General features: G+C 33.6%; 21 protein-coding genes. 11 read left to right on the top strand and 10 right to left on the bottom strand.

The window, feature by feature from the left end; translation table 11 throughout:
- The first annotated feature begins 10 nt into the window (after nt 1-10).
- From ACFS3A_RS08855 to ACFS3A_RS08865, 3 genes are all read left to right on the top strand, one after another.
- Nucleotides 11-1,948, top strand: a complete 1,938-nt coding sequence (locus tag ACFS3A_RS08855; RefSeq protein ID WP_379825027.1) for a protein-disulfide reductase DsbD family protein — start codon at nt 11-13, stop codon at nt 1,946-1,948.
- Between the two features lie 410 nt (nt 1,949-2,358).
- Nucleotides 2,359-5,148, top strand: a complete 2,790-nt coding sequence (locus tag ACFS3A_RS08860; protein ID WP_379825028.1) for a M16 family metallopeptidase — start codon at nt 2,359-2,361, stop codon at nt 5,146-5,148.
- A gap of 449 nt (nt 5,149-5,597) precedes the next feature.
- A complete protein-coding gene (locus ACFS3A_RS08865; protein WP_379825029.1) occupies nt 5,598-6,221 on the top strand; it encodes a GNAT family N-acetyltransferase in 624 nt (207 codons plus the stop codon).
- 18 nt (nt 6,222-6,239) lie between these two features.
- On the opposite strand, the gene ACFS3A_RS08870 is transcribed toward ACFS3A_RS08865, so the two are convergent.
- The 4 genes from ACFS3A_RS08870 to ACFS3A_RS08885 all read right to left on the bottom strand — a co-directional run bounded on the left by ACFS3A_RS08870 (nt 6,240) and on the right by ACFS3A_RS08885 (nt 9,887).
- Complete coding sequence (locus tag ACFS3A_RS08870; RefSeq protein WP_379825030.1) at nt 6,240-7,643, bottom strand: alkaline phosphatase; 1,404 nt, start codon at nt 7,641-7,643, stop codon at nt 6,240-6,242.
- 178 nt (nt 7,644-7,821) lie between these two features.
- Nucleotides 7,822-8,334, bottom strand: coding sequence for a GNAT family N-acetyltransferase (locus tag ACFS3A_RS08875; RefSeq protein ID WP_379825031.1), 513 nt, complete (start codon nt 8,332-8,334; stop codon nt 7,822-7,824).
- Nucleotides 8,335-8,411: 77 nt separating this feature from the next.
- Nucleotides 8,412-8,873 carry a VOC family protein gene (locus ACFS3A_RS08880; protein WP_379825032.1) on the bottom strand — a complete coding sequence of 154 codons (462 nt, stop codon included), beginning with the start codon at nt 8,871-8,873 and terminating at the stop codon, nt 8,412-8,414.
- Nucleotides 8,874-8,975: 102 nt separating this feature from the next.
- The gene (locus ACFS3A_RS08885) at nt 8,976-9,887 is read right to left on the bottom strand and encodes a hypothetical protein (RefSeq protein ID WP_379825033.1); all 912 of its coding nucleotides are present in this window, start codon (nt 9,885-9,887) and stop codon (nt 8,976-8,978) included.
- A 301-nt stretch (nt 9,888-10,188) separates the two neighbouring features.
- Here ACFS3A_RS08885 and ACFS3A_RS08890 point away from each other — a divergent pair, with 301 nt between their 5' ends.
- The 3 genes from ACFS3A_RS08890 to ACFS3A_RS08900 all read left to right on the top strand — a co-directional run bounded on the left by ACFS3A_RS08890 (nt 10,189) and on the right by ACFS3A_RS08900 (nt 12,416).
- On the top strand, nt 10,189-10,818 hold the full coding sequence (locus ACFS3A_RS08890) for a Crp/Fnr family transcriptional regulator (RefSeq protein ID WP_379825034.1): 630 nt from the start codon (nt 10,189-10,191) through the stop codon (nt 10,816-10,818).
- A gap of 104 nt (nt 10,819-10,922) precedes the next feature.
- Nucleotides 10,923-11,291 (top strand): helix-turn-helix transcriptional regulator, encoded by a 369-nt coding sequence (locus tag ACFS3A_RS08895; protein ID WP_379825035.1) that lies wholly within the window; start codon nt 10,923-10,925, stop codon nt 11,289-11,291.
- A gap of 102 nt (nt 11,292-11,393) precedes the next feature.
- Nucleotides 11,394-12,416 carry an LLM class flavin-dependent oxidoreductase gene (locus ACFS3A_RS08900; protein WP_379825036.1) on the top strand — a complete coding sequence of 341 codons (1,023 nt, stop codon included), beginning with the start codon at nt 11,394-11,396 and terminating at the stop codon, nt 12,414-12,416.
- 50 nt (nt 12,417-12,466) lie between these two features.
- On the opposite strand, the gene ACFS3A_RS08905 is transcribed toward ACFS3A_RS08900, so the two are convergent.
- Nucleotides 12,467-13,099, bottom strand: coding sequence for a DNA-3-methyladenine glycosylase (locus tag ACFS3A_RS08905; protein WP_379825037.1), 633 nt, complete (start codon nt 13,097-13,099; stop codon nt 12,467-12,469).
- A 173-nt stretch (nt 13,100-13,272) separates the two neighbouring features.
- On the opposite strand from ACFS3A_RS08905, the gene ACFS3A_RS08910 reads away from it, so the two are divergent.
- A complete protein-coding gene (locus ACFS3A_RS08910; RefSeq protein WP_379825039.1) occupies nt 13,273-14,682 on the top strand; it encodes a DHA2 family efflux MFS transporter permease subunit in 1,410 nt (469 codons plus the stop codon).
- Between the two features lie 110 nt (nt 14,683-14,792).
- The gene (locus ACFS3A_RS08915) at nt 14,793-14,987 is read left to right on the top strand and encodes a hypothetical protein (protein WP_379825041.1); all 195 of its coding nucleotides are present in this window, start codon (nt 14,793-14,795) and stop codon (nt 14,985-14,987) included.
- A 104-nt stretch (nt 14,988-15,091) separates the two neighbouring features.
- Here ACFS3A_RS08915 and ACFS3A_RS08920 read toward each other — a convergent pair whose 3' ends face one another.
- Nucleotides 15,092-16,309 (bottom strand): DUF763 domain-containing protein, encoded by a 1,218-nt coding sequence (locus tag ACFS3A_RS08920; RefSeq protein WP_379825336.1) that lies wholly within the window; start codon nt 16,307-16,309, stop codon nt 15,092-15,094.
- Between the two features lie 103 nt (nt 16,310-16,412).
- Nucleotides 16,413-17,141 carry a DUF3667 domain-containing protein gene (locus tag ACFS3A_RS08925; protein ID WP_379825043.1) on the bottom strand — a complete coding sequence of 243 codons (729 nt, stop codon included), beginning with the start codon at nt 17,139-17,141 and terminating at the stop codon, nt 16,413-16,415.
- A gap of 406 nt (nt 17,142-17,547) precedes the next feature.
- On the opposite strand from ACFS3A_RS08925, the gene ACFS3A_RS08930 reads away from it, so the two are divergent.
- The gene (locus tag ACFS3A_RS08930) at nt 17,548-18,840 is read left to right on the top strand and encodes a DUF3108 domain-containing protein (RefSeq protein WP_379825044.1); all 1,293 of its coding nucleotides are present in this window, start codon (nt 17,548-17,550) and stop codon (nt 18,838-18,840) included.
- Between the two features lie 44 nt (nt 18,841-18,884).
- Here the strand turns inward: ACFS3A_RS08930 and ACFS3A_RS08935 are convergent, their stop codons facing one another.
- The 3 genes from ACFS3A_RS08935 to ACFS3A_RS08945 are packed head-to-tail and all read right to left on the bottom strand — an operon-like array spanning nt 18,885 to nt 21,183.
- Complete coding sequence (locus ACFS3A_RS08935; protein WP_379825045.1) at nt 18,885-19,373, bottom strand: GNAT family N-acetyltransferase; 489 nt, start codon at nt 19,371-19,373, stop codon at nt 18,885-18,887.
- A 4-nt stretch (nt 19,374-19,377) separates the two neighbouring features.
- On the bottom strand, nt 19,378-20,796 hold the full coding sequence (locus ACFS3A_RS08940; protein WP_379825046.1) for an aminotransferase-like domain-containing protein: 1,419 nt from the start codon (nt 20,794-20,796) through the stop codon (nt 19,378-19,380).
- Nucleotides 20,797-20,814: 18 nt separating this feature from the next.
- Nucleotides 20,815-21,183 (bottom strand): hypothetical protein, encoded by a 369-nt coding sequence (locus ACFS3A_RS08945; RefSeq protein ID WP_379825047.1) that lies wholly within the window; start codon nt 21,181-21,183, stop codon nt 20,815-20,817.
- 260 nt (nt 21,184-21,443) lie between these two features.
- Here ACFS3A_RS08945 and ACFS3A_RS08950 point away from each other — a divergent pair, with 260 nt between their 5' ends.
- Together ACFS3A_RS08950 and ACFS3A_RS08955 are read left to right on the top strand one after the other, a co-directional pair.
- Nucleotides 21,444-22,778, top strand: a complete 1,335-nt coding sequence (locus ACFS3A_RS08950) for a BNR repeat-containing protein (protein WP_379825049.1) — start codon at nt 21,444-21,446, stop codon at nt 22,776-22,778.
- A 255-nt stretch (nt 22,779-23,033) separates the two neighbouring features.
- Nucleotides 23,034-26,147: a glycoside hydrolase family 2 TIM barrel-domain containing protein gene (locus ACFS3A_RS08955; protein ID WP_379825050.1), complete on the top strand. Its 3,114-nt coding sequence runs from the start codon at nt 23,034-23,036 to the stop codon at nt 26,145-26,147.
- The last annotated feature ends 106 nt before the right edge of the window (nt 26,148-26,253 follow it).

Consider the following 26,253-nt stretch of genomic DNA (forward strand, 5'->3'; position numbering starts at 1 on the left):
AGCTGTTTTTATGAAAAAAATAATTTATTTACTCTTCTTCTTTTTGACCTTTACTTTTGGTTACGGACAAAAAAAAGATTCGGTACTATGGAAAACTGCTGTAGAAAAAGTCTCTGACAAGGAATATATTTTATCTGCAGAAGCGGCAATTGCTTCAAACTGGCATTTATATTCTCAGAATGTTCCGGGAAAAAGTACTGTTGCCACAACTTTTATGTTTGATGACAGTGAAGGCGGTTTCACTCTTTTAGGAAATACAACTGAAGATGAAGGCAAAATAATTGAAGATTCTATTTTAAAAACCACAGCAAAAGTTTTTGAAAAGAAAGCCATTTTTAGACAGAAAATAACAGTTTCAAAAAAACTAAATTCAGTTAATGCTTTTGTTGAATTTACAGCAGGAAATGAAAAGGAAGTTTCAGAACTTCAGAGTGTTGAATTGGTTTTTGATTTAACTAAAACAGTTTCAGAGAAAAAGACTGATGCTGTTTCAAACACAGCCAAAAATGATTCAGATCAGGATAAAGGACTTTTGGCTATTTTCATTGTTTCGTTTCTATCAGGTTTTGCGGCCTTGCTGACACCTTGCGTGTTTCCAATGATTCCAATGACAGTTAGTTTTTTTACCAAACAAAGTAAAACCAAAGCGGCAGGAATTAGAAATGCAGTAATCTATGGAATTTCCATCATCATTATTTATGTTTTACTAGGCTCGCTTGTAACGGCTGTTTTTGGAGCAGATTCTCTCAATGCGCTATCTACGAACGTTTGGTTTAACCTGATATTCTTTGTGTTATTAGTTGTTTTTGCCATATCATTTTTAGGCGCTTTTGAAATTGTTCTTCCAAACAAACTGGCTAATAAAGTAGATTCTCAGGCAGACAGAGGAGGACAAATCGGAATCTTTTTTATGGCTCTGGCTTTGGCAGTGGTTTCATTTTCATGTACTGGGCCAATTGTGGGGACATTGTTGGTTCAGGCGGCTTCAAAAGGAGGAATAGCACCAATTGCAGGAATGCTGGGGTTTTCTACGGCTATTGCACTTCCGTTTTCGTTGTTTGCCGCTTTTCCGGGTTGGTTAAATGCATTACCAAAATCCGGAGGATGGCTCAATACCGTAAAAGTAGTGCTTGGATTTTTGGAACTGGCGCTGGCATTTAAATTTCTATCGAATGCAGATTTAGTGTTACAGCTTCACTTGCTGGAAAGAGAAGTTTTTCTGGCAGTATGGATTGCGGTTTTCGGGGCTTTGGCTTTTTATTTATTTGGGAAAATTACGCTTCCTCATGATTCGCCACTGAATCATATTTCAGTTGGCAGGCTCGGATTTGGACTTTTGGTTTTAACTTTTACCATTTATTTAATTCCCGGACTTTGGGGAGCACCTTTAAAATTAATCAGCGGATTTCCACCTCCAATGCATTACAGCGAATCACCTGATGGAATTGGTTCTTCAAAAAGTACGGTTTCTATAGCAGAATCAGCTCTGCCGGATGGAGCAGAACAAGGACCGCATGATATGGTTACTTTTCATGACTATGAAACAGGAATGGCTTATGCTAAAAAACAAAATAAACCCGTAATGCTTGATTTTACAGGATATGCCTGTGTGAATTGTAGAAAAATGGAAGAAAAAGTATGGCCGGATGAAAATGTCTTAAAGCATTTAAAAAACGATTTGGTTATAATTTCGCTATATGTTGATGACAAAAGAGAACTTTCTGAAAAAGAACAAATAGTCTCGAAAATTACCGGTGAAAAACTAAAATATACAGGTCAGAAATGGAGCGAATTTCAGATTTTGAAATATAAAACCAACGCACAGCCTTACTATGTCCTGATTGATCATGAAGGAAAAGAACTCAATGCTCCAACGGCTTACAATCCGGATATTGAGTTTTACAAGAATTGGCTTGAGCAGGGAATAAACAATTTTAAATTGTTATAAAGGTTTTTCTAAGTTTCATTTTTTATTTTGAATTAGTAAGCAAAAGTAATTTAACAGAAAAGCCTAATAAAAGAGCTGTGAAAAGGCAGCTCTTTTAACTCTTATTTTAAATTTAGAAACCCTTTTGGCAAAAGCTTGCAATGAAAACAACTTCTAAAATTATGAGACATTATGAAACCATGGAAACTGTTTAAGAAATATTGGCGTGAAAAATTAGAATTTAAAAAAATTAGTAGTTGTGAACTCTCAGCTATGCTTTCAAAAGAATCATCATTGGTGATAAAAACATATTTTAAGAAAACTTAGTTTCAGTATTCAGTCTCAGTTTACAGTCACAGTATTCAGTCCCAGTAAAAACTGAAAACTGAGACCGAGACTGAAAACTAAAAAATCTCAATCAATAACAAAAAATGAAAAAGTACATCTTTCTAGGCTATTGCTCACTCGCATTCTGTACGCTTATTTCGGCGCAGAATAAATCGGTTAATTTTAAGAAAATAAAAGAATTAGGCGGAATAGAAGAATATCTGTATCAGCCCAATGGTATGAGTGTTCTGCTATTGCAGGATAATGCTTCTCCGGTTGCAACCGTACAGATTGTATACCGCGTTGGGTCTAAACATGAAGTGCTGGGAAATACGGGATCAACGCACCTTTTAGAGCATTTAATGTTTAAAGGAACTCCGACTTTCAATAAAAAAAATGGTACCACTATTACCGATGTTTTGCAGAATACGGGAGCACAGTTAAACGCTACAACCTGGTATGATCGTACGAACTATTTTGAAACACTGCCAAGTGATAAAATAGAACTGGCACTTCAGATCGAAGCCGACAGAATGCGTAATTCTTTATTAACTAAAGAAGATAAAGAAGCTGAAATGACTGTGGTACGTAACGAATTTGAAAGAGGAGAAAACAATCCGAACAGTTTACTGGACAAAGAAATCTGGGCTTCGGCATATATTGCACATCCCTATCATCATTCGACAATTGGATGGAAATCGGATATTGAAAAAGCACCGATTGAAGTTTTGAAGAACTTTTATAATACTTATTACTGGCCGGATAATGCGACTTTGACCATTATTGGAGATTTCAGAAAGGAGAATGTTTTTGAATTAATCGAAAAATATTTTGGGAAAATTACAAAAGCACCGCATGTAATGCCTCAGCCTTATACAGAAGAACCACAGCAATATGGAGCACGTAAAATTGTGGTAAGAAAACCGGGTGAATTAGGCGTTGTCAACAAAGCGTACAAAATTCCGGGCGCTCTAAATGAAGATTTGCCTGCCTTAAATATTTTAGCAGAAATAATAAGTTCAGGCGCTTCATCCATTTTAAATAAAACATTTGTAGACAGCAGAATGGGAATTTATGCTTTTGCAAATGCCACTAATTTTAAAGAGGTAGGATTATTTACGATTGGAGTAGGATTTCCAACCACTTCAAAACATGAAGATATTGATGCTAAAATCAGCGAGGTTGTGGCAAAAATCCAAAAAGAGGGAGTAACTCAGGATGAGGTAAACAGAGTGGTAGCCAATATCAGTGCACAGACTGTTTTAGCCCGTGATGGTTCAGGTGTAATTGCATCAGAATTAAATGAAGCCATTGCATCGGGAGACTGGACAGATTATGTTACAGGAATTGACCGACTGAAAAAAGTAACTCCGGCAGATGTTCTTCGTGTAGCCAATAAATATTTGGTAGAAGATCAGAGTACAACGGGGTATTTTATTCCGAAACAATCTGGCTCGCAAGACCAAAATACAATACAGGCTGGCAATTTTATGCCGGAAAATGGACCGTTTTATTACAGACATACAGAAGACGGACATGTACATGAAGAAAGCCCCGCTGATGTTTCTTCATCAATGAAAAATAGTTTAGATGAAAAGGTTTCAAATGAAAATATTGAAAAATCGTCGTCGGCTTATAAAAGAGAAAAAGTTTCCGGAATTGATGTTGTTTCAGTAAAAACTTCTGCTAAAGATTTTGTGACTGTTGCAGCGAGCATTTCATTAGGAAATTATGCAAGCGAAACAAAAAATGATGTTATTCCGGCTTTGACAGCTTCGATGCTTTCAAAAGGAACAACGCTTAATGATAAATTCAAATTCTCAGAAAAACTACAGAAACTGGGAGTGACTTTAAATGTAAATGCTTCGACTTTCAAAATTAATATCGGATTTAAATGTCTGAAAAAAGATCTGGATGAGGTTGTTGCTTTATTGGCTGAAGAACTAAGAAATCCTTTGTTTGATGCTAAAGAATTTGAAAATTTAAAACAGCAGTTTATCGGGAATACACAACAGAGTTTAAATGATCCGGGCGAAAGAGGAGACATTGCTTTATCTCAGTCTATTTATCCAAAAAATAATCCGAATTACAGTTTAAGCGTTGAAGAAAATATCGAAAATATTAAAAAAGCAACTTTAGATGAAGTAAAAGCTTTTCACAAAAAATATTTTGGTACTGCATCAATGCGACTAGTAATTGTGGGAGATACAGAAGGAGCGAATTTAACTAATTCCTTAAAAAAATCATTCAAAAACTGGAATGGTGGAGTATCAGAAAAACTAAAATTTGAAGAAGCTTCAAAAACTGCAGCAAAGACAGAAGTAGTGACAATTCCGGAGAAACCAAGTGCTGAATTATTCATCGGACAATTCACAGGTTTAAAAAGAGCCGATGCTGATTATATTCCGTTTTATATTGGAAATTATACTTTAGGAGCCGGATTTGCAGGACGTTTAATGCAGACGGTTCGTGACAACGACGGATTGACCTACAACATTTCATCCGGAATTGGAGGAAATATTGAAACTGGAGGTTACTGGTTTGTAAATGCTTCTTTCAATCCTAATTTATTCCAAAAAGGTCTGGATGCCACAATGGTTCAGGTTGACAAATGGGTAAAAGACGGAATTACAGCTGAAGAACTGGAAAACAAGAAAACCAATTTAATAGGAAGTTTTAAGGTTGGAATGTCAACTACAAACGGAATGGCGAGAACAATTTTAAGTTTTATCGAAAGAGGATTAGAACCAAACTATATTGACCAATATCCAAAAGACATCGAAAAAGCTACGTTGCAGCAGGTAAACGATGCAATCAAAAAGTATGTTAAGCTGGATAAAATGATTGTTATTAAAGCCGGTTCTCTTGATCAGAATGGAAATCCATTGAAGTAGTGGTAAATATTAAGGTTTTTAGTGTTCATCTTTAAATCTGCAAGTCTATACAAAAGCTCCAAATTTTATTTGGGGCTTTTGTGTTTTTGAGTTAAGATAAGTTTCATCATGGCCTTATCATTTTGAATAGCTAACCCTATCATTTTGATAAGTATTTGTAATTAAAGTAATGGTTGATTTTTTTTATTCTTTTGATAATTAGTGATTTATTTTTTGTTTTAAGTTTTGGTACAGCCTTTGTTTTTTGATAGAGACAAATTAATAAAGACGTAAAATATTTAATACAATGAAAATCAGTCAAACAAGAAATAAGCAGATCACAAAACAATATTTATCAAATAAAGCTAGACATAACAAAGACAGAATTATCAATTTAATGGTATTTACACTTGTCTTTTTTATTGCGCTTCTGTTACTCTCACAAATAGTTTAAAATTAGCTAAACTATTATGAAAACGGTAGAAAACACAAAAGATACAGCTGTTATTTTTCTCAATTCTGAAACAGAAAACTTCTCTGATTTTATTATTGAAAAAACAAGAGCTGTTCACACCTTTTGGATCAAAGAAATCTGTCAAGTCACACTATCATCTGCTATAGCGCGTGGGACTGGTATATCCGGCCGTTCTCCGAAACTGTTGGAATCAAAAATAATAAAGGGAGAAGCCATTATTGCATTTGCTGCAGACGGCAGATGGGCAGGTTTTTCCTTTATATCTTCTTGGGAAAACGACAGTTATGTTTCTAATTCCGGATTAATTGTAGCGCCTGAATTCAGACATACCGGACTTGCCAAAAGAATTAAAAGAAAGATTTTTGAGTTAAGTCGGGAGAAATATCCAAATGCTAAAATTTTTAGTCTGACAACCGGATCAGCAGTTATGAAAATGAATCATGAATTGGACTTTAGACCTGTAACTTACTCAGAACTTCCTAAAGATGATCTTTTTTGGGAAAATTGTAAAACCTGTGTCAATTGTCCAATATTAATCAGCAAAGAAAGAAAAAACTGCTTATGTACTGCAATGCTTTACAATCCAAAGGAAAGTAGTAATTGTTCAGTCGTTTCCTGAACAATTACTATTTGTTAATTATTCCTTTTCAATTGACGCTTTCAGCATTAAATAATGAAGATCGATGTTTTGTACAAAAGGTTTTAATAATTCACTTCCGGGACCATACATGGCCAGTTCAACGTAATCACCTGAATGATCCATACTGATCCATCCCACATTATTATGTTTTTTCTGAATTTCTGAATAGGCTTTAAACGGCAGCTTTTTATAATTATATAAACCGTCTTCCTGTTTTTCAAGTCCGGAATAAAAATTCAGTAAATGTTTAGCTTCGTCATCCGTTAAACTAATTTTATTCGTTTCTTTTATCCAGTCTTTAATTTGCTGCAGATTAAAATCGGCATGGATCGAATTTAAAATATATTCGTTGGTATATTTATAATCAGCAATGCTGTTGAAATTTTTTACCGCATCGCTACCATATATAAGCCCAGGATTGGCATTTCCATGGTCTGTGGTAATGATCACAAGGGTTTCTTTGTCTTTTTCAGCAAAATCAATTGCTGTTTTTACCGCTTCGTCAAAAGCCAGCTGATCATGAATTAAAGCTGCAATATCATTGGCATGTGCTGCCCAATCTACTTTTCCGCCTTCAATCATCAGTACAAAACCATTTTCATGATCTTTCATTTGGTTAATTGCCGCTGTGCTCATTTCTGCCAGAGTAGGTGTATGTTGTAATTCCGGAATATTGTTTCTGTCAATAGTGTACGGAAGTGCTCCTGTATTAAATACTCCAAGTGTTTTCTGTCCCTTTTTTATGTTTTTTAAATCCGATTTTCCTTTTAAAATCTGATATCCTTTTTCTTCGTAAATTTTATAAATATCTTTTTTATCTGCTCTTTTTGAAGCATTGAAAAACTCATCACCTCCGCCCATCATAACATCAAGGCTAAGATTGGCGTACATTTCGGCAATTTCATTTTCGGCATTTCTGCTGTCAGAATTCACACAAAAACCTGCCGGAGTAGCATGAGTTATCGTAACTGTCGTAACACAGCCCGCTTTTTTTCCGGCGTTTTTAAATTTTTGCCAGATAGGAAGATATTTTTCACCATTAGGACCAATGTTCAGAACACCATTTTTAACCCGGTGGCCTCCGCCAAAAGAGGAGCTTGCAGCTGCAGAATCAGTAACGGCAGAACTTGCAGAAGCCGTATCCATCAAAGCTCTTGAAACTTTATTTTCTTTGTAAAGATTCATCCAGTTTCCATTTTTCCCTAAAATATTCTGAGAATACAGATTAGCCATTTGAAGGGTTCCGGAACTCATTCCGTCACTAATCAGGAAAATTATATTTTTTGCTTTTTTCCCTTTTTTAGATATGGATTCTATATCATTAGCAAGAATAACCGATGGACTAAGCGTAAAAAGTCCTGTCAATAGTGTTGAGCCTTTTAAAAATCTGCGTCTGTTCATTTTAATTTATTTAGTAGAATGTAAATTAAAAACATTTTTTAATCTAACGCAACTTTATTGCATTAAATAATTGTTTCATTTTTATGAATCTATTTCTATCTATTAAATACTGGTATTAAGCAGATTTTTTATCTCAGATATTACAGTTTTATACTATAAATTGAAACGGACTGGCAGATTATTTTTGAAGTGTTTTTTCGAAAGCTTTTCTGGGGTTTCCTCTAAAAGTTACTTCACCGCAATACACATAACCATTCTTTTCAAATACTTTAAGCATAGCAGTATTATCAAAATTAGTGTCTGCTTTGATGCTGAAAATAGTATTTGAAACAGCATACTCTTCCATATATCTTAGCATTTTTTGAGCTAGACCCTGACCCAGATATTGATCCGAAATTGCTACCCGATGCATTACGATGAAATCTTCATTAGTTAACCATTTTCCTTTGATATTGGCATATTCGGGTTCATCGTTAATTAAAATAGCGGCATAGCCAACAATCGTTTCGTTTTCATTTACAAGTACAAAGCCATTTTCTTTATTAATATCGTTCTGAACTATAGCAGGATTTGGATAACCGTCCTGCCATTGGTCACTGCCTTCTTCTTTTCTTCTTTGAATTGCGTTTTCGAGAATCTTCCAGATTTGCTGTTGCTCTTCTGTTTTTGCTTTTCTAAATGTATAGTTCATTTGTTTAATTATCAGATGATTTAATTTTAAGATTTTTTTTGTAAACTAAAACTATTTTTAAGTTATGTTGACTATTTCTAAGAATGCATAAAAGCATCTTTCATAAATTCCTGAAGTCCTGATTCTTCCAGTATCTCAATTGAAAACTCTCCAAAACGTTTAGGAAGCCAAATGATTCGTACTCCACTTGGCGAATTAAGCTTTTCACGTGTTAAAGGATTTCCATTTTCATCTTCTGGCTGAACACCTGAAGCGATCAATTCATCATAAGCGACTTCAATATCAGGAGCCGAATAACAGTGACGATAAATAGTTCCTTCGCCTTTTGTATCTAAAAGATTTTTAAGATTTCCGGAGAAAGGCTGCACAAGCATGAATTTTTCTTGTCCAATTTTTACAACAGCATACGTCACATGAAGATCGTCTCTCTGCCAAGTAAACTTTTTTGAAATTTCTGCCTTTAATATTTTTGAATAATAATCGCAAGCCGTTTGAAGATCTTTTACTAAAATATCGATATGACTAAATTTTAAGTCCATTTTTTACTTGTATATAATTTTAGATTAGATACAAAATTATCATTTCAGAAAAGAATGACAAATAATCCTATTAGTGTTTTTAAATTAAGATTATCAGGAATATTAAAGAGAATTCAGTTTTAACGATAAACTTTTCAAATCCTGTTCTAGAGAGCGGATAGTCGCCTGCAATTCATTAAGCATATTTGCCCTAGTGTATAAGTCATCTGCAGTATAAATACCGCCGTCATCAAAAAAGAGGGTTTGTGTTTTTGCATCTATTTTTCCATCAAAATTATATTGAAGCCATCTGTTTTTTATACTTTCCTGCAGATCATTTTTTCCAGAATTGCTAAACTGTTTTTCATTTATAATTATCCATATAGAGTTAGGATAAGCCCCATTAGAATTATCATTATACCAAATATTTCTCAGCAGATTCCGTTGCAATTTTAATTCAATTTTTTTTCCTTTTGGAGCAATAGTAAAAGCTCCCAATCCTGCACTTAACAATCCGCCGCTTACAGCAACTGCATTACTAGAATTATTGTTTTTGACTAAAACGGCTGCAACAGTAGTTAGAGCACCTATAGTTACAGAAGCAACAGTAAGGTTTTTAGTTTTTTTATTGTTCAAGCCGTTGACATAATCGGATAGTTTGTTTATACGTTCGCCATTACAGTCTAATTCAGAGGCTAATGCATTTATTTCTATGCTGGTAAGTATTAATCGATCAGTGATTTTTTGCTTTAACACCAGTCTTTTTAAAGTGTCTTTTTTTATTTGAAGATATTGTGTGAGATACGTTTCGATCCCAATTGCATTGCTAATTAATATATCGTGTAGGGACAAATTTGCTTTTAAAATGCTATCCTGTTTAAGATTTTTTTGTTTAGGAATTTCTAATTTAGAATAGTCGTACTCGATAGTAGGCTGGCAATAATTGCTTGTTAGATAATCAATTTTTGTACTGTTTAACACACTGGAACAAGAAGAAACAAAAATGGATAGCAGTAAAAAAATCAGTTGTTTCATATTGATTTTGTTTAACGTTGAAATTATAAAATTCTTCCTTATTGTTGTGAATTTTGTTTAATTAATGATTTTTATTTCTATATATTAAATATAACTCATTTTTTGTTAAAATCAGCCAGATATCTGTATTGACGGGCAATTTTCTTCTTTTTTTCGGAGTTATAAAATAAAACTAATCTTCCCAAGCTTTAACAAAAGCTTTTAAATTTTCAAGTTATAAGATTTCGGTAATAATTTAATTTTGTCTAAGAATTAAATTTAAAAGTTAAACATAGTTAGGTATACGCCAAAAATTAGAAATATGAAGGGAAAAAAAATTGAAAGTTTAAGAAATGATGGAATAGAGAATATATACAAGCTTATTTTGAATTATGTTGAAATCGACGAATCAGAATGGCAATATTGCTGCAGTAGGTTCAAAAGCACATTTTTTCCTAAAAAGAGCATGCTTTTAAAGCAAGATGAAATATGCAGTAGGATATTTTTTGTAGCAGGAGGTTTACTTCGGATTTATTATGCTGATGAAAAAGGAGAAGAAAAAACCTTTCATTTTTGTATGGAAGGGACTTTTGGTGTCGATTATGAAAGTTTCTTAAAAAATTCTCCTTCGAGTTTTTCCATACAAGCGGTAGAAGATACTTTGGTAATAGAAGTAACTTTTGAAATGCTCCAAAAATTATACAGTACTCTCAGAAATGGTGAAAAATTAGGAAGACTTATTACAGAAGATTATTTCTTCATTCTAAATGATAAAATTAAAGCATTCTACATGCATTCTCCACTGGAAAGATATGAAACAATGAATGCACAGTTTCCCACTTTACTCCAGCGCGTTCCGCAATATCATATCGCTTCTTACCTAAATATAAGCTCGGTGCATTTAAGCCGTTTAAAATATGCCAGTAAAATAAAAAATACTCCAAACGATTAACATTTGTTATTGTGAAGGTTCGTTTTTGATTATTTATTTGCAATTATCATTTGTAAATAGATAGGAAATTAATTAATGAGGTACAATTTATAAAATTTAAACAGATGGCAGTAAATATAAACAATAGTATAAAAAACATCAGAGAACTAAAAAACTATACTCAGGAATATGTGGCGGATAGATTAGGAATGACGCAGGCTGGATATAGTAAAATCGAAAAAGGAATAAGCAAAGTAAGTCTAAAGAAATTACAAGAAATCTCAGTTGTACTGGAAGTCAGCATGCAAAATATAATACAGTTTGAAAGCGAGCAGTATTTTGAAAAGAAAACTAATGAAAGCAATACTATTAAAAGTACAGATTATATTTTTGTATGTCAGTTGTTAAAAGATAAAATAATTCTTTTGGAGAAATTGCAATATACAATGGATTTAGAATTGAAAAGTTATCGAGATAAATTTGGAATGCTTTAGTTTAAAATAGATTAAAAAAATAGAATTAACTATTGGGATCTTTTCCATTAAAGAACCAATAATGATGCGTATATTTGAGATTGTAAAATATATACTGTAGCTATGAAAAAAATAGGATTTTTATCGTTTGGACATTGGGCCAATCATCCTTCCTATAAAGCTCGTACAGCAAGTGATACACTGCTTCAATCCATAGATTTAGCTGTTGCCGCAGAAGAAATAGGTATAGATGGCGCTTATTTTCGTGTCCATCATTTTGCACGACAGCTGGCTTCTCCATTTCCTTTGCTTTCAGCTATTGGTGCTAAAACACAAAAAATAGAAATTGGAACAGGCGTAATCGACATGCGATACGAGAATCCTTTGTATATGGTGGAAGATGCCGGTGCTGCCGACTTAATTTCAGAAGGACGCTTGCAATTAGGAATCAGCAGAGGATCACCGGAACAGGTGATTGACGGATGGCGTACTTTTGGTTATGAACCAGAAGCAGGTGAAACCGATGCTGATATGGGACGTAAAAAAGCTTTAGAATTTTTGGATAAACTGAGTGGAGAAGGGTTTGCAGAACCTAATCCGTATCCCATGTTTCCAAATCCGCCGGGCTTGCTGCGTCTTGAACCACATTCAGAGGGATTAAGAGAGCGAATCTGGTGGGGAGCGGCTTCAAATGCTACTGCAATCTGGGCTGCCGAAAACGGAATGCATTTGCAAAGTTCTACTTTGAAGTTTGACGAAAACGGAAAACCATTCCACATTCAACAGGCAGAACAAATTAGATTGTATAAAGAAGCCTGGAAAAAAGCAGGACATGAACGAGAAGCACGAGTTTCGGTCAGCCGTTCGATATTCGCTTTAGTCAACGATCAGGATAAATTCTATTTTGGGGATCAGGGAAAAGCTGCGGATAGTTTTGGTTATATTGAAAGTGATAAACGTGCCATCTTTGGAAGAGGTTATGCAGCAGAACCGGAAGAATTGATAAAACAATTGGCAGAAGATGAAGCCATTCAGGAAGCTGATACACTTTTACTAACAATCCCTAATACTTTAGGTGTTGATTACAATGTGCATATATTGTCGTCTATATTGGAGCATGTTGCTCCGGAACTGGGCTGGCGTTAGATTTTTTTAAATAAATTAAAATATAAAAGACGATTGTAAAAAATCGTCTTTTATATTTTATTGGGTTTACTAACATATTTATTTCCTTTAATAAAAAAACGCCAAGGTAAAAGAGCATCTTCCTGAGCATACGCAACACCAACACGAGGAGTGGCAGCAATTTCTTTTTCAGAATATCGAAGACCATGATCTTCAATCCAAATCTCGTCTCCGTTTAAATCTTTTTTATTAAAAGAGGCATTGATTCCTAATGCCTTTGCCGCAGAACCGGGACCAGCAGAAATAGCTGCTTTAGAAGACAGCATATTTCTTCTTTCTTCCATAATTTCTTTTCCTTCAAGAGGTTCAATGGCTCTTATTAAAACGGCATGAGGTTCATCTTCAACAGAAGTTACAATATTGAAAAGATGATGAATCCCATAACACAAATAAACATAAGAAACGCCGCCGCTACCAAACATTATTTCAGTCCGGTTGGTTCGTCTGCCAGCATAAGCATGAGACGCTTTATCCTGTACACCAAAATAAGCTTCGGTTTCTACAATAATACCAGCTGTTATTTTTCCATCGATTTGGGTGTACAATACTTTTCCTAAAAGATTTTTTGCCAGAAAAAGTACATCAGGATTTAAATAATAGGAAAAAGGTAATTTATAAGGATATTTAGAAGAATCGTTAGCCATTGCGAATTTTGAGTTAAAGAAGAACTAGTTTTAAATTTAAGAAATAAAGCTATTATTTGAACCAAATTGAACTTAAAAAAGACAAAGAAATTAAAGGAGATTGTTTAAATTTAAATAAACTCTCCAATAATTAACGCAGGGTTGTATTAACGATTATAAAGATATTCTTGTAAATGGAAACAGACCTATTGAACAAAACAGAAGAAAAAAAAGAACAAAATGCCGTACATCTTTTACCGTGGGTTACTGCTATAGCAATGTTTATTCAATCTCTGGATGGTACAATTCTAAACACTTCTCTGCCATCAATTGCAAAAGATATGGGATATTCACCAACCGAAATGCATTCTGTAATTGTTACTTATACGCTTACACTTGCCATGTTTATACCGTTGTCAGGCTGGTTAGCAGATAAGTTTGGAACCAGAACAATGTTTATGATTGCTGTTTTTTTATTTGTGACAGGTTCCTTGTTTTGTGCATTGTCTGTTGATTTGCAAAGTTTTAATTTGGCTCGTGTCTTACAAGCGATTGGGGCTTCTATGATGGTTCCAATTGCAAGACTGGCAATTTTGTACCAATATCCCAAAAGTGAACTTTTAAAAACGATGAATTTTATAACGGTATTCGGGCTTTTAGGAATGGTTGCAGGACCAAGTCTGGGCGGATTTCTTTCAGATAATTTTTCGTGGCACTGGATATTTTTAGTGAATGTTCCCATTGGAATTATCGGAATTTCGATGGCGTACAAAATTATGCCCAATTTTAAACATGCGGTTGGTCGTTTTGATTTCAGGGGATTAGTCTATTTTAGTTTAGCATTAATATTCATTACAATGGTTCTTGAACTTATAGAAAGCGGAAGAACCCACATGATGGTTATTTTAGGATTGCTTTTCCTTTCCGGTTTATTGTCCCTTTTCTATTATATTCATTATAAAAGAACAGAAAAACCTATTATCGATTTAAGACTACTTAATATTCGGACATTAAAAATAGGTTTAAAAGGAAGTTTAATAACAAGACTTGGAATTGGCGGACTGCCTTTATTATTGCCCTTAATGTTACAGACCAGTTTTGGTTATTCGGCTTCGGTATCGGGTTTGCTTTTGTTGCCGTCAGCGTTGTCAAATGTGGCCGTAAAACCCTTTATGGTAAGAATTATAAAATTCTTTGGATATAGAACTGTTTTAATTACAAATACAATATTACTTGGAATTATATTAATTGTTTTAGGCTTTGTTACAAAAGAAACGCCGCTGCCTTATTACATTGTTTTAATGATTTTTTATGGTGCTTTTACGTCTATTCAAATGTCGGCAATGAATACCATAACGCTGTCAGATCTCGATCAGGATACGGCAAGTGGCGGAAATACGATGCTGGTAATTATGCAGCAGTTATCGGTAAGTTTTGGCGTTTCTGTGGCAAGTTTGGTGTTGTCTTTATTTCAGTCCGGAATATTTGAATTGAATACAACAAAAGCATTTCAGTATACTTTTATCGTTTTGGCTGTGTTTACTATTTTATCGAGTATAACATTTTCACGATTAAGTAAAATGGATGGAGCGGGTTATATGTAAATTGTATTGATTTTGGTTGTAGTGCTGGTTTTGTAACTTTTAAAAGTGATTCTGTAAGCATACATTTTAAGAATTCAGGTAATTTTATAAAAAATTAAAACTTGCAGATTATGAAAACAAACAATCAAAATCCGGATAACGCTAAGAAAAGCGGTTCTGATAATCGAAGTGATACAAGAAAACACCAATATAGAGATCATGATGAAGTTCTAACAAACGATGAAAATTATGATACTGATACTCATAAATTCAAAGGAAAAGAGCCTGATTTCGATGATAAATTGGACAATGAAGAAAAAAATTAAGAATTAAGAATTAAGAATTAAGAATTAAGAATGTCCCTGATAATATCCGGGACATTTTTAGTTTCATAGAATTCGTAAAATCTTTTTTATCCTTTAAAGTCTGTCTAAAATAGCTCTAGCTGATTAGGATTTGAAGGTTTATTTTTTGGAGGTTTAGCATCTCCAAAAACAGTTTTTCCTCCATATCTATACGATTCGTTTCGTTCTTTTTGGATTAAAGCATCGAAGTTGGTATTGGGCGTAAAGCCCTGTTCTGCCTTTCTTGAGATTTCGGATAGTTTTCTTATAGCATCAATTTTGTCGCTATTGCCAATTTTAGCACGGTTTATTGCTCGTTGCAAGGTATCGATTGTCTCATCATAGATATTTACAGGAACGGGAAACGGATGTCCGTCTTTTCCTCCGTGAGCAAAGGAAAAACGTGCCGGATCTTCAAAGCGGGTAGGAGTACCGTAAATTATTTCACTGACTAATGCTAAAGATTGTAAAGCTCTTGGTCCCATTCCTTTTAAAAGTAATAATTCTTCAAAATCTTCCGGCTTGTTCTCATGAGTTGTCCAGAGCATTGCACCGAGCCTTTTCATATTTACATCTTCCATTCTCACATCATGGTGTAAAGGCATGCTAAGATGTTGCATTTCTTTTATGATTTTTGTTGGGGATTCTTTAACCAATTCTAAAATACCTTCTCTCGATTTTTCAGCCGCGTGAGCAGTTAAGTTTAAAATAGTTCCTTGATTTTCTCCATAAATAAAAGTATGAGGTTCATTTATAAAAGATTTTAAATCCGGTGAATGCCAATGGTATCTTCTGGCTGTTTTAGAGTTAGGATTCATTCCTTGTTGTATAACTGCCCATTGTCCTTTATTGTCCACAATAAAATTGTGCTGGTACAATTGAAATCCGTCCTGAATGGCAGTATTGTCAACTTTGGCTGTTAATCGGCTGCAGTTGGCAAGATTATTTCCGTCGAGACCGGTTTTTTCGCCTACAAATAAAAGTTCTTGTGGCGTTAAAAGTGAATTTTTTCCTTTACCTCCACAAATATATATTCCCAGTTCTTTAGAATGTGGATTAACCGATTTTTTTAAGGCACCAAGTACCGAAGTCGTAATTCCGGAAGAATGCCAGTCCATTCCCATTACAGCACCAAAACTTTGAAACCAAAAAGGATTACTAAGTTTACTGATTACTTCTGAAGTAGAAAATTCCAAAGCAATCGTTTCTACAATTGCAAATCCTAATTTCGACATTCGTTCAGAAAGCCAAAGAGGAACTTGCCCGTAATGTAAAGGAAGATCAGCTGTACCGGAACGTTTCATGTGAGAATAAGTGTGTTTTGACAAAATTAAGTAAAAAAGACATAAAAAAATCCCAATTCAAATGAAATGGGATTCTGGTCTTTTTAGATCTTACAAATTGTAATTAATGTAAATACCTCTGTCCAATCATATTCAAAATATTGTCAGTTACTACTTTTACAAGTAAATACAAGATTGCAATACTAACTATACGAATAATTAACTGGCTCTTTTTTGGATAAAAAACAGAAAAATATTGATAAAAGAATATTATTACATACAAGAAGGTTGCTACAGTTAAGAAATAATTTACTCCAAGAAGAAATTCTTTATTGTCATTAAATAACATAATAAATGGCAAAATAAGACTAATTGTTAAAACTCCACACAACAAATACATATTAAGCACCAGATTCTCGGTAAAATTTTGTTTGCTTTTTTTGAAAAGTAAATAACTTGCCAAAGCAATAATGGGAACGTGAAGAAAGACAGTAATTTTGGAGTAGTGTTTCAGTACCTTAAAAAGCCCAGTTTGATCATACAAATCAGCTACTTCAATTTTGGTCCATTTTTTTAGAAAATAATTTATGGTCAGCAAAAGAATAATTGTGGCAAAATAATTAAAATGCTTTACCCTTTTACCTTGTACATATTCTCTGATACTGTGTCCCGGTCGCGAAAACAGTTCTTTTATAGTGTAGAAAAAGCCGGTGTCAAAGTGAAATATTCCGTGAATTAAATCGTGTTGAAGAACATGAGATAAAGAAAATCTGTGTGTTGATGTTGCCTGACTGCAGTTACTGCAAAAATTTCCTTTAATTTCTTCGTTACAATTTAAACAGTTATTTGTCATTTTTGGTTCTGATATTTAGTCTAATTTATATTTTTTTTGCGCCTAAGATGGTATTTCACTAACATTAATTTACGAAATTTCAAACCAGTTTAATGTGCAAAAAATGTTTTTTTACCTTATTTCGTAAGCGTTTCGCGAATGTAATTATTTTTTTGTTTTTAGTATTTAATAAATTATGAATAGTGCAATAAATTTATTGAATGCAGCAGAGCAGACAGCAAATAATTATAAAAAACGCGTTAAATAACCATGAAATCAGGTATTGTTTTCTGTATTTGGCAGTAGTAAATTTGTTATTAATTAAAAAGCATATTATAAGCATACCAGTACAGATAGTTGTTTGTTAATAAAGAGAGAATATTCAAAATACTTCGATTAGTTTTTGCCCAATTATAGTAATAGAAAGATGAAATTAAATACACTTGTTTTAACACTGATGCTGTTTCCATTTATTGCATTAAGCCAAAAGGAAATAGTACCAGGCAGTAAGGATATCAATACCAAATATATCAAACCAGAAAAGTCGCTTTATACTGTATACTATGTTAAAGGTACAGAATGGAAAAATATGGGAGCGCTGACTTATGATATAGTTGCTGCCAACAATCAATTAACTTTAAACAATACTTTCACTCCAAAAGATAATGGAAAGCCTACCTCACGGATTAGTACAGCAGATGCCCAGACACTTAAAGCTATCAGTTACTCTGATGAAACCAAGAATGCAAAACTGAATCTTAATTTTGGAGAAACAATTACAGGTAATTTTTATTCGAAGAAAACCAAAAAAGATAAAAAACTTAAACTTAAACCTAAGGAGGAATATTTTGACTTTAACTGGACCGATCATCTAATTGGGACATTGCCTTTAGATGTAGGATATAAAGCCCGCTTCCCGCAATTCTATTATAATGACGAATCAAATGTGCTTGTTGAATATTATACGATAAAAGAAGTAAAAAGTTTTGTCTATAATTCACCAAGAACCGGTAAACATGAAACATGGCTGGTTTCTGTTTTAGAAGAAAGTACCAAGGCCTGGTATAATTATATTATAGACAAAAAAAGCCACCGTCTCTGGCAGCGTGAAATGTCTATGGTAAATAACATGTGGGAAATTACAGTTAATGAAGAACTGGATTATCAGCCTATTAAAAACAGCTTCAATAAAGAAGAAGTCGCTAATCAAATTTCCAAAGGGAACAGTGTTATTATCGGCACAGCTTATGCACGATCTGATTCTGGTAAAAGATTGGGTGGCTTGGTCAATACTGCAAAAAAGCAATATGCTCCAAAAGGTACAGAAATTACACTTTTTCCAAGTTCAGCTTATTATGAAGAGTGGTTAGAAGTGAACAAGAAAATCCGCAAACAGAAAAAAATGCCGGAAGTTCCTTTAAACTCCGATTTCGGATATTCTGTCAAAAAGGCCAAAGTTTATGATGATCAGGGACATTTTGAATTTGCAGATCTGATGCCGGGTACCTATGTAGTTATGGTCAGCTTTGATTTTTCTAACTCCTATAATTATTCGTATGTATCCGGATATACCAATTATTATAATTATTTTGGTTATCAGGGGTCTACAACCAATTATGGTACAGCAAGACAATCCTACACTGATAAAGCGAATATTGAGAAACGCGTAACCATAGATAAGGATGGCGAGAAAAAAGAAGTGAATTTAAAAGAAATGTAATCAAAATAGCAAAACCGCATAAACCATTAGTTTATGCGGTTTTTTTAATTATTTAATGTTAACATCATTTGTATATCGACTCTTTTATAAGGAGAAGGAATACCTTTGATTTCTTTAAAACCTAGTTTTTCATATAATTTTATCGCTGCTCCAAGCTTGGTATTGCTTTGTAAATAAATTTTGGAAGCACCTTTTTTCTCAGCCCATTTTAGGGCATTTTCTGCCAATAACAGCCCGATTCCTTTTCCTTGTGCTTTTGGACTTACTGCCATTTTTACTAATTCAAAATCGAAATGATCATTATTATTTTTTAATAATGCACAAACTCCTAAAATTTCATTGTTTAAAATTGCAGAAAAGATTTCTCCGCCTTTATCAATAATATATTCCTGAGGATGATTTAAAGTTTTTAAATCACTTGGTTCAATTTCAAAATAAGTTGAAATCCACTCTGTATTTAGGTCTTTAAAAGCCTTTTGATATGATGGGGAGAAGGGTACTACTATTACTTTTGTTGTGGTATTGGATTCCATAGTTTTAGATATTATTTTTAATGATTTGTCCCAATTTTTTTATGCTGTCTTCGACACGTTCATTCCACTCAAGAGCGTAGCTAAGCCTCATACAATTATGGTATTGATTATACTGGGAAAAAATTCTGCCGGGTGCATAGTTGATTTTTTGAGCCAAAGCAGTATTGTATAATTCCGTTGTAGAAATTCTTTCATCCAGCTCCAGCCATAACATAAAACCTCCTTTGGGCTGGGATATTTTTGTATTGTCCGGAAAATAAGATTCCACTGCACGATTTATTTGCAGGTAATTGTTGTATAGTTTATTTCTAAAAGTTCTTAAATGATGATCATAACGTCCATGTTCTAAAAAATCCGTAATTACATCAGAATATAAAGAAGAGTTACAGACGGTTTGTACAAGCTTCTGACGGATAATTCGATCCTTAAATTTTCCGGGCGCAATCCAGCCAACCCTGTATCCTGGAGCAAGGGTTTTTGAAACAGATCCGATCCATAATACCAAATCAGCTTCGTCATAGAATTTGCAAGGTTTAGGACGTTCAGTGCCAAAATAGAGATTGCCATATATATCATCTTCTATCAATGGAATATTATAAGCAGTTATCATTCTGACTAACTCTTTTTTATTCTCGTCCGGCATTTTAAATCCCATTGGATTATTAAAATTGCTGACAATACAACAGGCGGCTATTTCTGGTATTACTTTTTTAAGAGCATCCAAATCCAGCCCATACAATGGATGGGTTGGAATTTCAACGGCTTTTAATCCTAACGTTTTAATTGCCTGAAGTATTCCAAAATAAGCGGGACTTTCTACAGCCACACTATCTCCGGGAGAAGTAGTTGCCATTAATGCATTATAAACGGCACTCATTGCACCAGAAGTAATAACCAGGTCGTCTTCTGTAATTTTTCCTTCCATTACTAAGGCCCACTTCGCAATTGCACGTCTAAGCTCTTCCGTACCTTGTACCGGTTCGTATGAAGTGCCGGCATCATTTCTGTTTCGTAAGGTAGTAATAATGCTTTTATTCAATTTTGTTAACGGCAGAAAATCTTTTCCCGGGAGACCTAATGCGAATTGGGTTACATCTGATTTGTTGAGCGTGCCGAATACTTTATCAATTAAATCTTCCGGGGTGTTTTTGGATTCAAGAGGATTAATATTTGCGACGCTGGGCAGTTCTGAATTTCTCAGTGCACTTCTGCTTACAAAATACCCCATTTTTGGTCGGGATTCAATAAGTGAACGACTCTCCAATTCCAGATAAGCTAATTTTATGGTATTTACACTGACATTATAAAGTTTATGAGCACTTCTTACAGATGGTAATTTATCACCCATTATTAAAGTTTCATTTTGGATTTGCTCTTCTATAATTTTAGCAATTTTTAAATATAATATTTCAGTTTTTTTCATTTCGACTGCTTACTTTGATTAAAGATCGAGCCATTTGGCCAAGTAATTACTGCTTTTGTTGAATTGTTCAGGATCCTTAAAATTATCATTTCTTTTTTTCTTAAGAAAATTTGAGATCGTGTTTGTAAATTCATTTTTATCTTCTGCACTTAAAGTTACGTCATCAAAAATCATAAAACTGACACGGTTATCCTGATCAAGAACCAAACTGGCAAATGAATTTATTTTTTTGCCCCTTTGTGCCAATAAAAATGGAATTCCAAAAGATAAATTCTTTGAATTATTTTTATGCAGGTTTTGATAATATATATCTTGCAAGGCTAACATATCAAATATATAAACTTCTCTAAATTTTAGGTTTGTTAAAGTTTGGTCTCTTACTTCCATAATCTTTTTTTAGCAAAATTAGCGTCTTACCACTTTTAGATACAGATACAGAAAATGTTATTTTTATAGGTACAGTTTTAAAAATACTTTTTTAATCTCAAATGTTATTCTAGGCTTAATTTTTATTTTATCGTAATATAGTTGTTATAATTTTTAGTAAAATTTAGTTTTTTGTAATATTTTATATAAAATATATAATTTAAAAAAGTTTGCTATATTTGAAGTGTTGTATTAACACTTATTAGAATTAAAAAAGAGAAATGAAAAGCAATTTAAATAATCAATTAAATAAAAAAACTTTCAGTGCTGCAAGCTTATTTTTAATGTTGCTATTTTTTTCATTCAGTGTAAAAGCTCAGTTAAAAACTATAGAAAGTGAAGTAGGTTTAGGTTGGAGCAATAATTCTGTTAATACGGTTATTTTTAGAAATAGTGCACTGACATCGTTCAAAGGAAATCAATACACCGCTTATTATGATCCGGAAAGCAGAATGGTTTTGGCAAAACGAAAACTAAATTCAAACAACTGGGAAAAAGTAATCACTCCGTATAGTGGAAATGTAAAAGATGCTCATAATGATATCAGTATTGCAATAGACAGTGAAGGATATCTTCATGTGAGTTGGGATCATCATGATACGCGTTTGCGTTATGCCAGAAGTAAAAAGCCCTTTACTTTAGAATTAGGCGAAGAAAAAGCTATGACAGGAGTTGATGAAAGTAAAGTTACTTATCCTGAATTCCATAATCTTCCCAATGGAAATTTATTGTTCTGCTATCGTTCCGGAGCTTCTGGAAGAGGAAATTTGGTTATGAAATCTTATGATTTAAAAACGCAGCAATGGACATCCTTACAAAATAATTTAATTGACGGCGAAAACCAGCGCAGTGCCTATTGGCAAATATGTATGGGAGAAAAAGGAATTTACATTTCATGGGTTTGGAGAGAAAGTTGGGATGTGTCAACGAACCATGATATTTGTTATGCTTTTTCAGCTGATGGTGGTAAAACATGGCAAAAATCTACAGGAGAAAAATATACTTTACCTATTACAAAAGCCACAGCCGAAAATGCCTGGGAAGTACCACAAAACAGCAGTTTAATTAACCAAACCGCAATGACTGTTGACGAAAAAGGAAATCCATACATTACTACGTATTGGGACAATAATGGTATTCCGCAATATAAGGTAGTGTATTTGGCTGATGGAAAATGGAATTTAATCAATACCGATTTTCATACCAAACCATTTAGTTTAGGCGGAGGCGGTACAAAAAGAATTCCGATTTCCCGTCCTGAAATTTTGGTCAAAAAATCGATGTTGTATCTGCTTTTTAGAGATGAAGAACGCGACAATAAAATCACATTGGCTTATGCCAATTTAGAAAATAAAAAATGGCAGTTAACAGATCTAAGTCGTTTTACGGTAGGACAATGGGAACCGAATTTGGATAAAGAACTTTGGAAAAATAAAAAGCAATTGCATATTTTTTCTCAAAACGTAAGTCAGGCCGATGGAGAAGGATTGGTAAAAGTAAATCCGGAGCCTGTACAAATTTTAGAGGTAAAACAACTTCCTATTCTAAAGCCTTAATTTTTTGATATAATACAATTTTTCCTTTCAATATTTTTTAATTCAATAATTATGAATAATGTGAAATATCGTCTCAATTACTCGTTTTTTGGCCGTTTATGTTAATATACCCCTTCTAATTTACTGTAACGTCCCTCTTATCTTATAGGTCGTTATCTAAATTTGTGAAGTTGATTTTTATTTCGAAATCAAGCATTGACAAGCTGGTTTGAAATAAATTTTGGAGTATTAAATTAAAAACCATTGTGTAGTTAAATGAAAAAAATTGTATTAGCACTTGCTTTGTTTTGGAGTCTGCAAAATAATTTTGCCCAGAATAATGAATGGGAAAATCCTCAGATTTTGGACAGAGGAAAAGAAAAAGGCAGAAGTTCCTTTCTGCTGTTCAGTAATGAAACGGAATTGAAAGGAAATAATCCTCAAAAATCAGAGTTGTATCAAAGTTTGAATGGAAACTGGAAGTTCAATATTGTTAAAAAACCATCCGAAAGACCGTTGGATTTTTACACCACAACGTTGAATGATTCCAATTGGAAAAACATTCAGGTGCCATCTAATTGGGAACTACAAGGTTTTGATATTCCTATTTATACCAATATTACGTATCCGTTTCCGAAAAATCCGCCTTTTATAGCGGAAGATTATAATCCGGTTGGAAGTTACAGAAGTACTTTTAAAGTATCGGAATCATGGAAAGACAAAGAAATCATTCTTCATTTTGCTTCTATTTCAGGTTATGCGAGAGTATTCCTGAACGGAAAAGAAGTCGGAATGACCAAAGCATCCAAAACCCCGGCTGAATTTAATATTACTTCTTTTTTAAAGAAAGGAGAAAATCTGCTTGCTGTTCAGGTATTCCGTTGGCATGATGGAAGTTACTTAGAAGATCAGGATTTTTGGAGATTAAGCGGTATCGAAAGAGATGTTTATCTGCAGGCAATGCCTAAAACGACAATTTGGGATTATTTTGTAAAAAGTGACTTAGACAATCAATACAAAAACGGACTTTTCAATCTGGATGTAACGCTAAAATATTTTGAAAAAAGTAAAGTAAAAAATCCATCCGTAAAGGTTGAATTGTTTGACGATCAGAACAAAGTGATTTATTCTGAAAGCAAAAAAGTAAATGATAAAGCGCAAAATATAAGCTTCGAAAAAACAATTGAAAATGTAAAACAATGGAGTAACGAAACGCCAAATTTGTATCGCTATACCATTTCATTATTAGATGATAAAGGAAAAACTTTAGAAATTATTTCTAAAAAAACAGGTTTTAGAAAAGTAGAAATTAAGAACGCTCGTTTATTGGTAAATGGCAAAGTCATTATGGTAAAAGGAGTTAATATCCATGAACATGATGATGTAAACGGTCACGTTCCGAATGAAAAACTAACGCTGAAAGATCTTCAGTTAATGAGGGAACACAACATTAACGCGATCAGAATGAGTCATTATCCGCATGATCCTCATATTTATGAATTATGCGATCAATATGGTTTTTATGTGGTTGATGAAGCTAATATCGAAAGTCATGCAATGGGAGCTGAATGGCAGAATTGGTTTGACCAGAAAAAACATCCTGCTTATTTGCCGGAATGGGCGCCGGCACATTTAGACCGTATTGAAAGAATGTTTGCTATTGACAAAAATCATCCTTCGATTATTATCTGGTCTTTAGGAAATGAATGTGGGAATGGCCCTGTTTTTTATGATGCTTACGATTGGTTAAAAAAAGTCGATACTACACGTCCGGTTCAGTTTGAACAGGCAGGAGAAAATAGAAATACAGATATCGTAGCGCCAATGTATCCAAGCATTAAAAGCATGAAAAATTACGCGAATTCTGATAAAACACGTCCGTATATTATGTGTGAATATGCACATGCAATGGGACAAAGTAGTGGTAATTTTCAGGAATATTGGGACATTATCAACAACAGCAAACGTATGCAGGGCGGTTTTATCTGGGATTGGGTAGATCAGGGAATCAAAACTAAAAATGATAAAGGACAAGTTTTCTGGGCTTACGGAGGAGATTTGGGAGGCGCTGCTTTGCAAAATGACGAAAATGGTTGTGCCGATGGCCTTATCTTTTCTAACAGAACACCAAAGCCAGCTTTAGAAGAAGTAAAAAAAGTATATCAAAACATTGAAATTCTTTTAAACAGCAGAACCGAATTAATAATCAGAAATCATTTTAATTATACTAATCTGTCCAATTATAACTTTAAATATGAACTGATTAAAAACGGAGCAAAAGTAAAAACGGGCGAATTTAGTTTAGACTTAGAACCGGAACAAAGTAAAAAAGTAGCGATCTATTTAGGCGATATCGATGAAAATTCAGAATATTTTTTAAATGTTTTTGCCCTTTCAAAATACGATGATCCTTTAGTAGCAAAAGGATTTGAATTTGCCAGAGCACAATTTGAAATAGCAAAAGGAAATTATTTTGCAGCTAATACGAAAACAAATAGCGCTTCTAAATTAAAATATTCAAAAGCAAATACTATTCTTTCTTTTGAAACAGAAAATAGTAAAGGAGAATTTGACCTGAAAAAAGCAGAAATCTCAAAATACGAATCGAAAAACGGAAAAAATGTGATTACGAATTTTCCAACACCTTATTTCTGGCGTGCTCCAACAGATAATGATTTTGGAAGCGGGATGCCAAATAAATTAGGAATCTGGAAAGAAGCATCAAAAAATCCGACCGTTGTAAGCGTTGTTTTGGATGAAAAAAATACAGCAGGATTAGGAATAAAAGTAGCTTATAAATTAGCGCAAGCTGATGTTCCTTACACTGTTGATTATTTAATTCAGAATAACGGAGCAATTAAAGTTACGTCTTCAATCGATATGTCTGGAAAAGATTTACCAGAACTGCCTCGTTTTGGAATGCGTTTGAAACTCAAAGGAGATTATGATAATTTGAGTTATTACGGAAGAGGCCCTTGGGAAAATTATTCGGATAGAAATTCGGCAGCGTTTATGGGAGAATACTCGGATAAAGTGAACAATCAATATGCAAGAAATTTTATTCGTCCGCAGGAATCTGGATATAAAACAGATGTTCGCTGGCTGACATTAAAAAACAATAACGGACAAGGTTTAAAAATTGAAGGCGCGCAGCCAATTGGTTTTAGTGCACTGAATATTTCGACAGAAGATCTGGATCCCGGAAAAAATAAGGAACAACGCCATCCAACAGATTTAAACTTAGATTCTAAAGAAGCAGTTTACCTGCATTTAGATTACAAGCAAAGAGGTCTTGGAGGTGATGACAGCTGGGGAAGTTTGCCTCATGAGCAATATCGTTTGTTAGACAAAAAATACAGTTATTCCTATACCATATCATTGATTAATTAGTTAGTAGTTCATCTTTTTGGAAAGAAAAACCTATGAGTAAACATCATAGGTTTTTCTGATTTTAAAATATTTAAGAATAATTGCCTTTTCGGCGTAAAATTTTATG

The organism is Flavobacterium notoginsengisoli (assembly GCF_042686225.1).
GTDB classification, from domain to species: domain Bacteria; phylum Bacteroidota; class Bacteroidia; order Flavobacteriales; family Flavobacteriaceae; genus Flavobacterium; species Flavobacterium notoginsengisoli.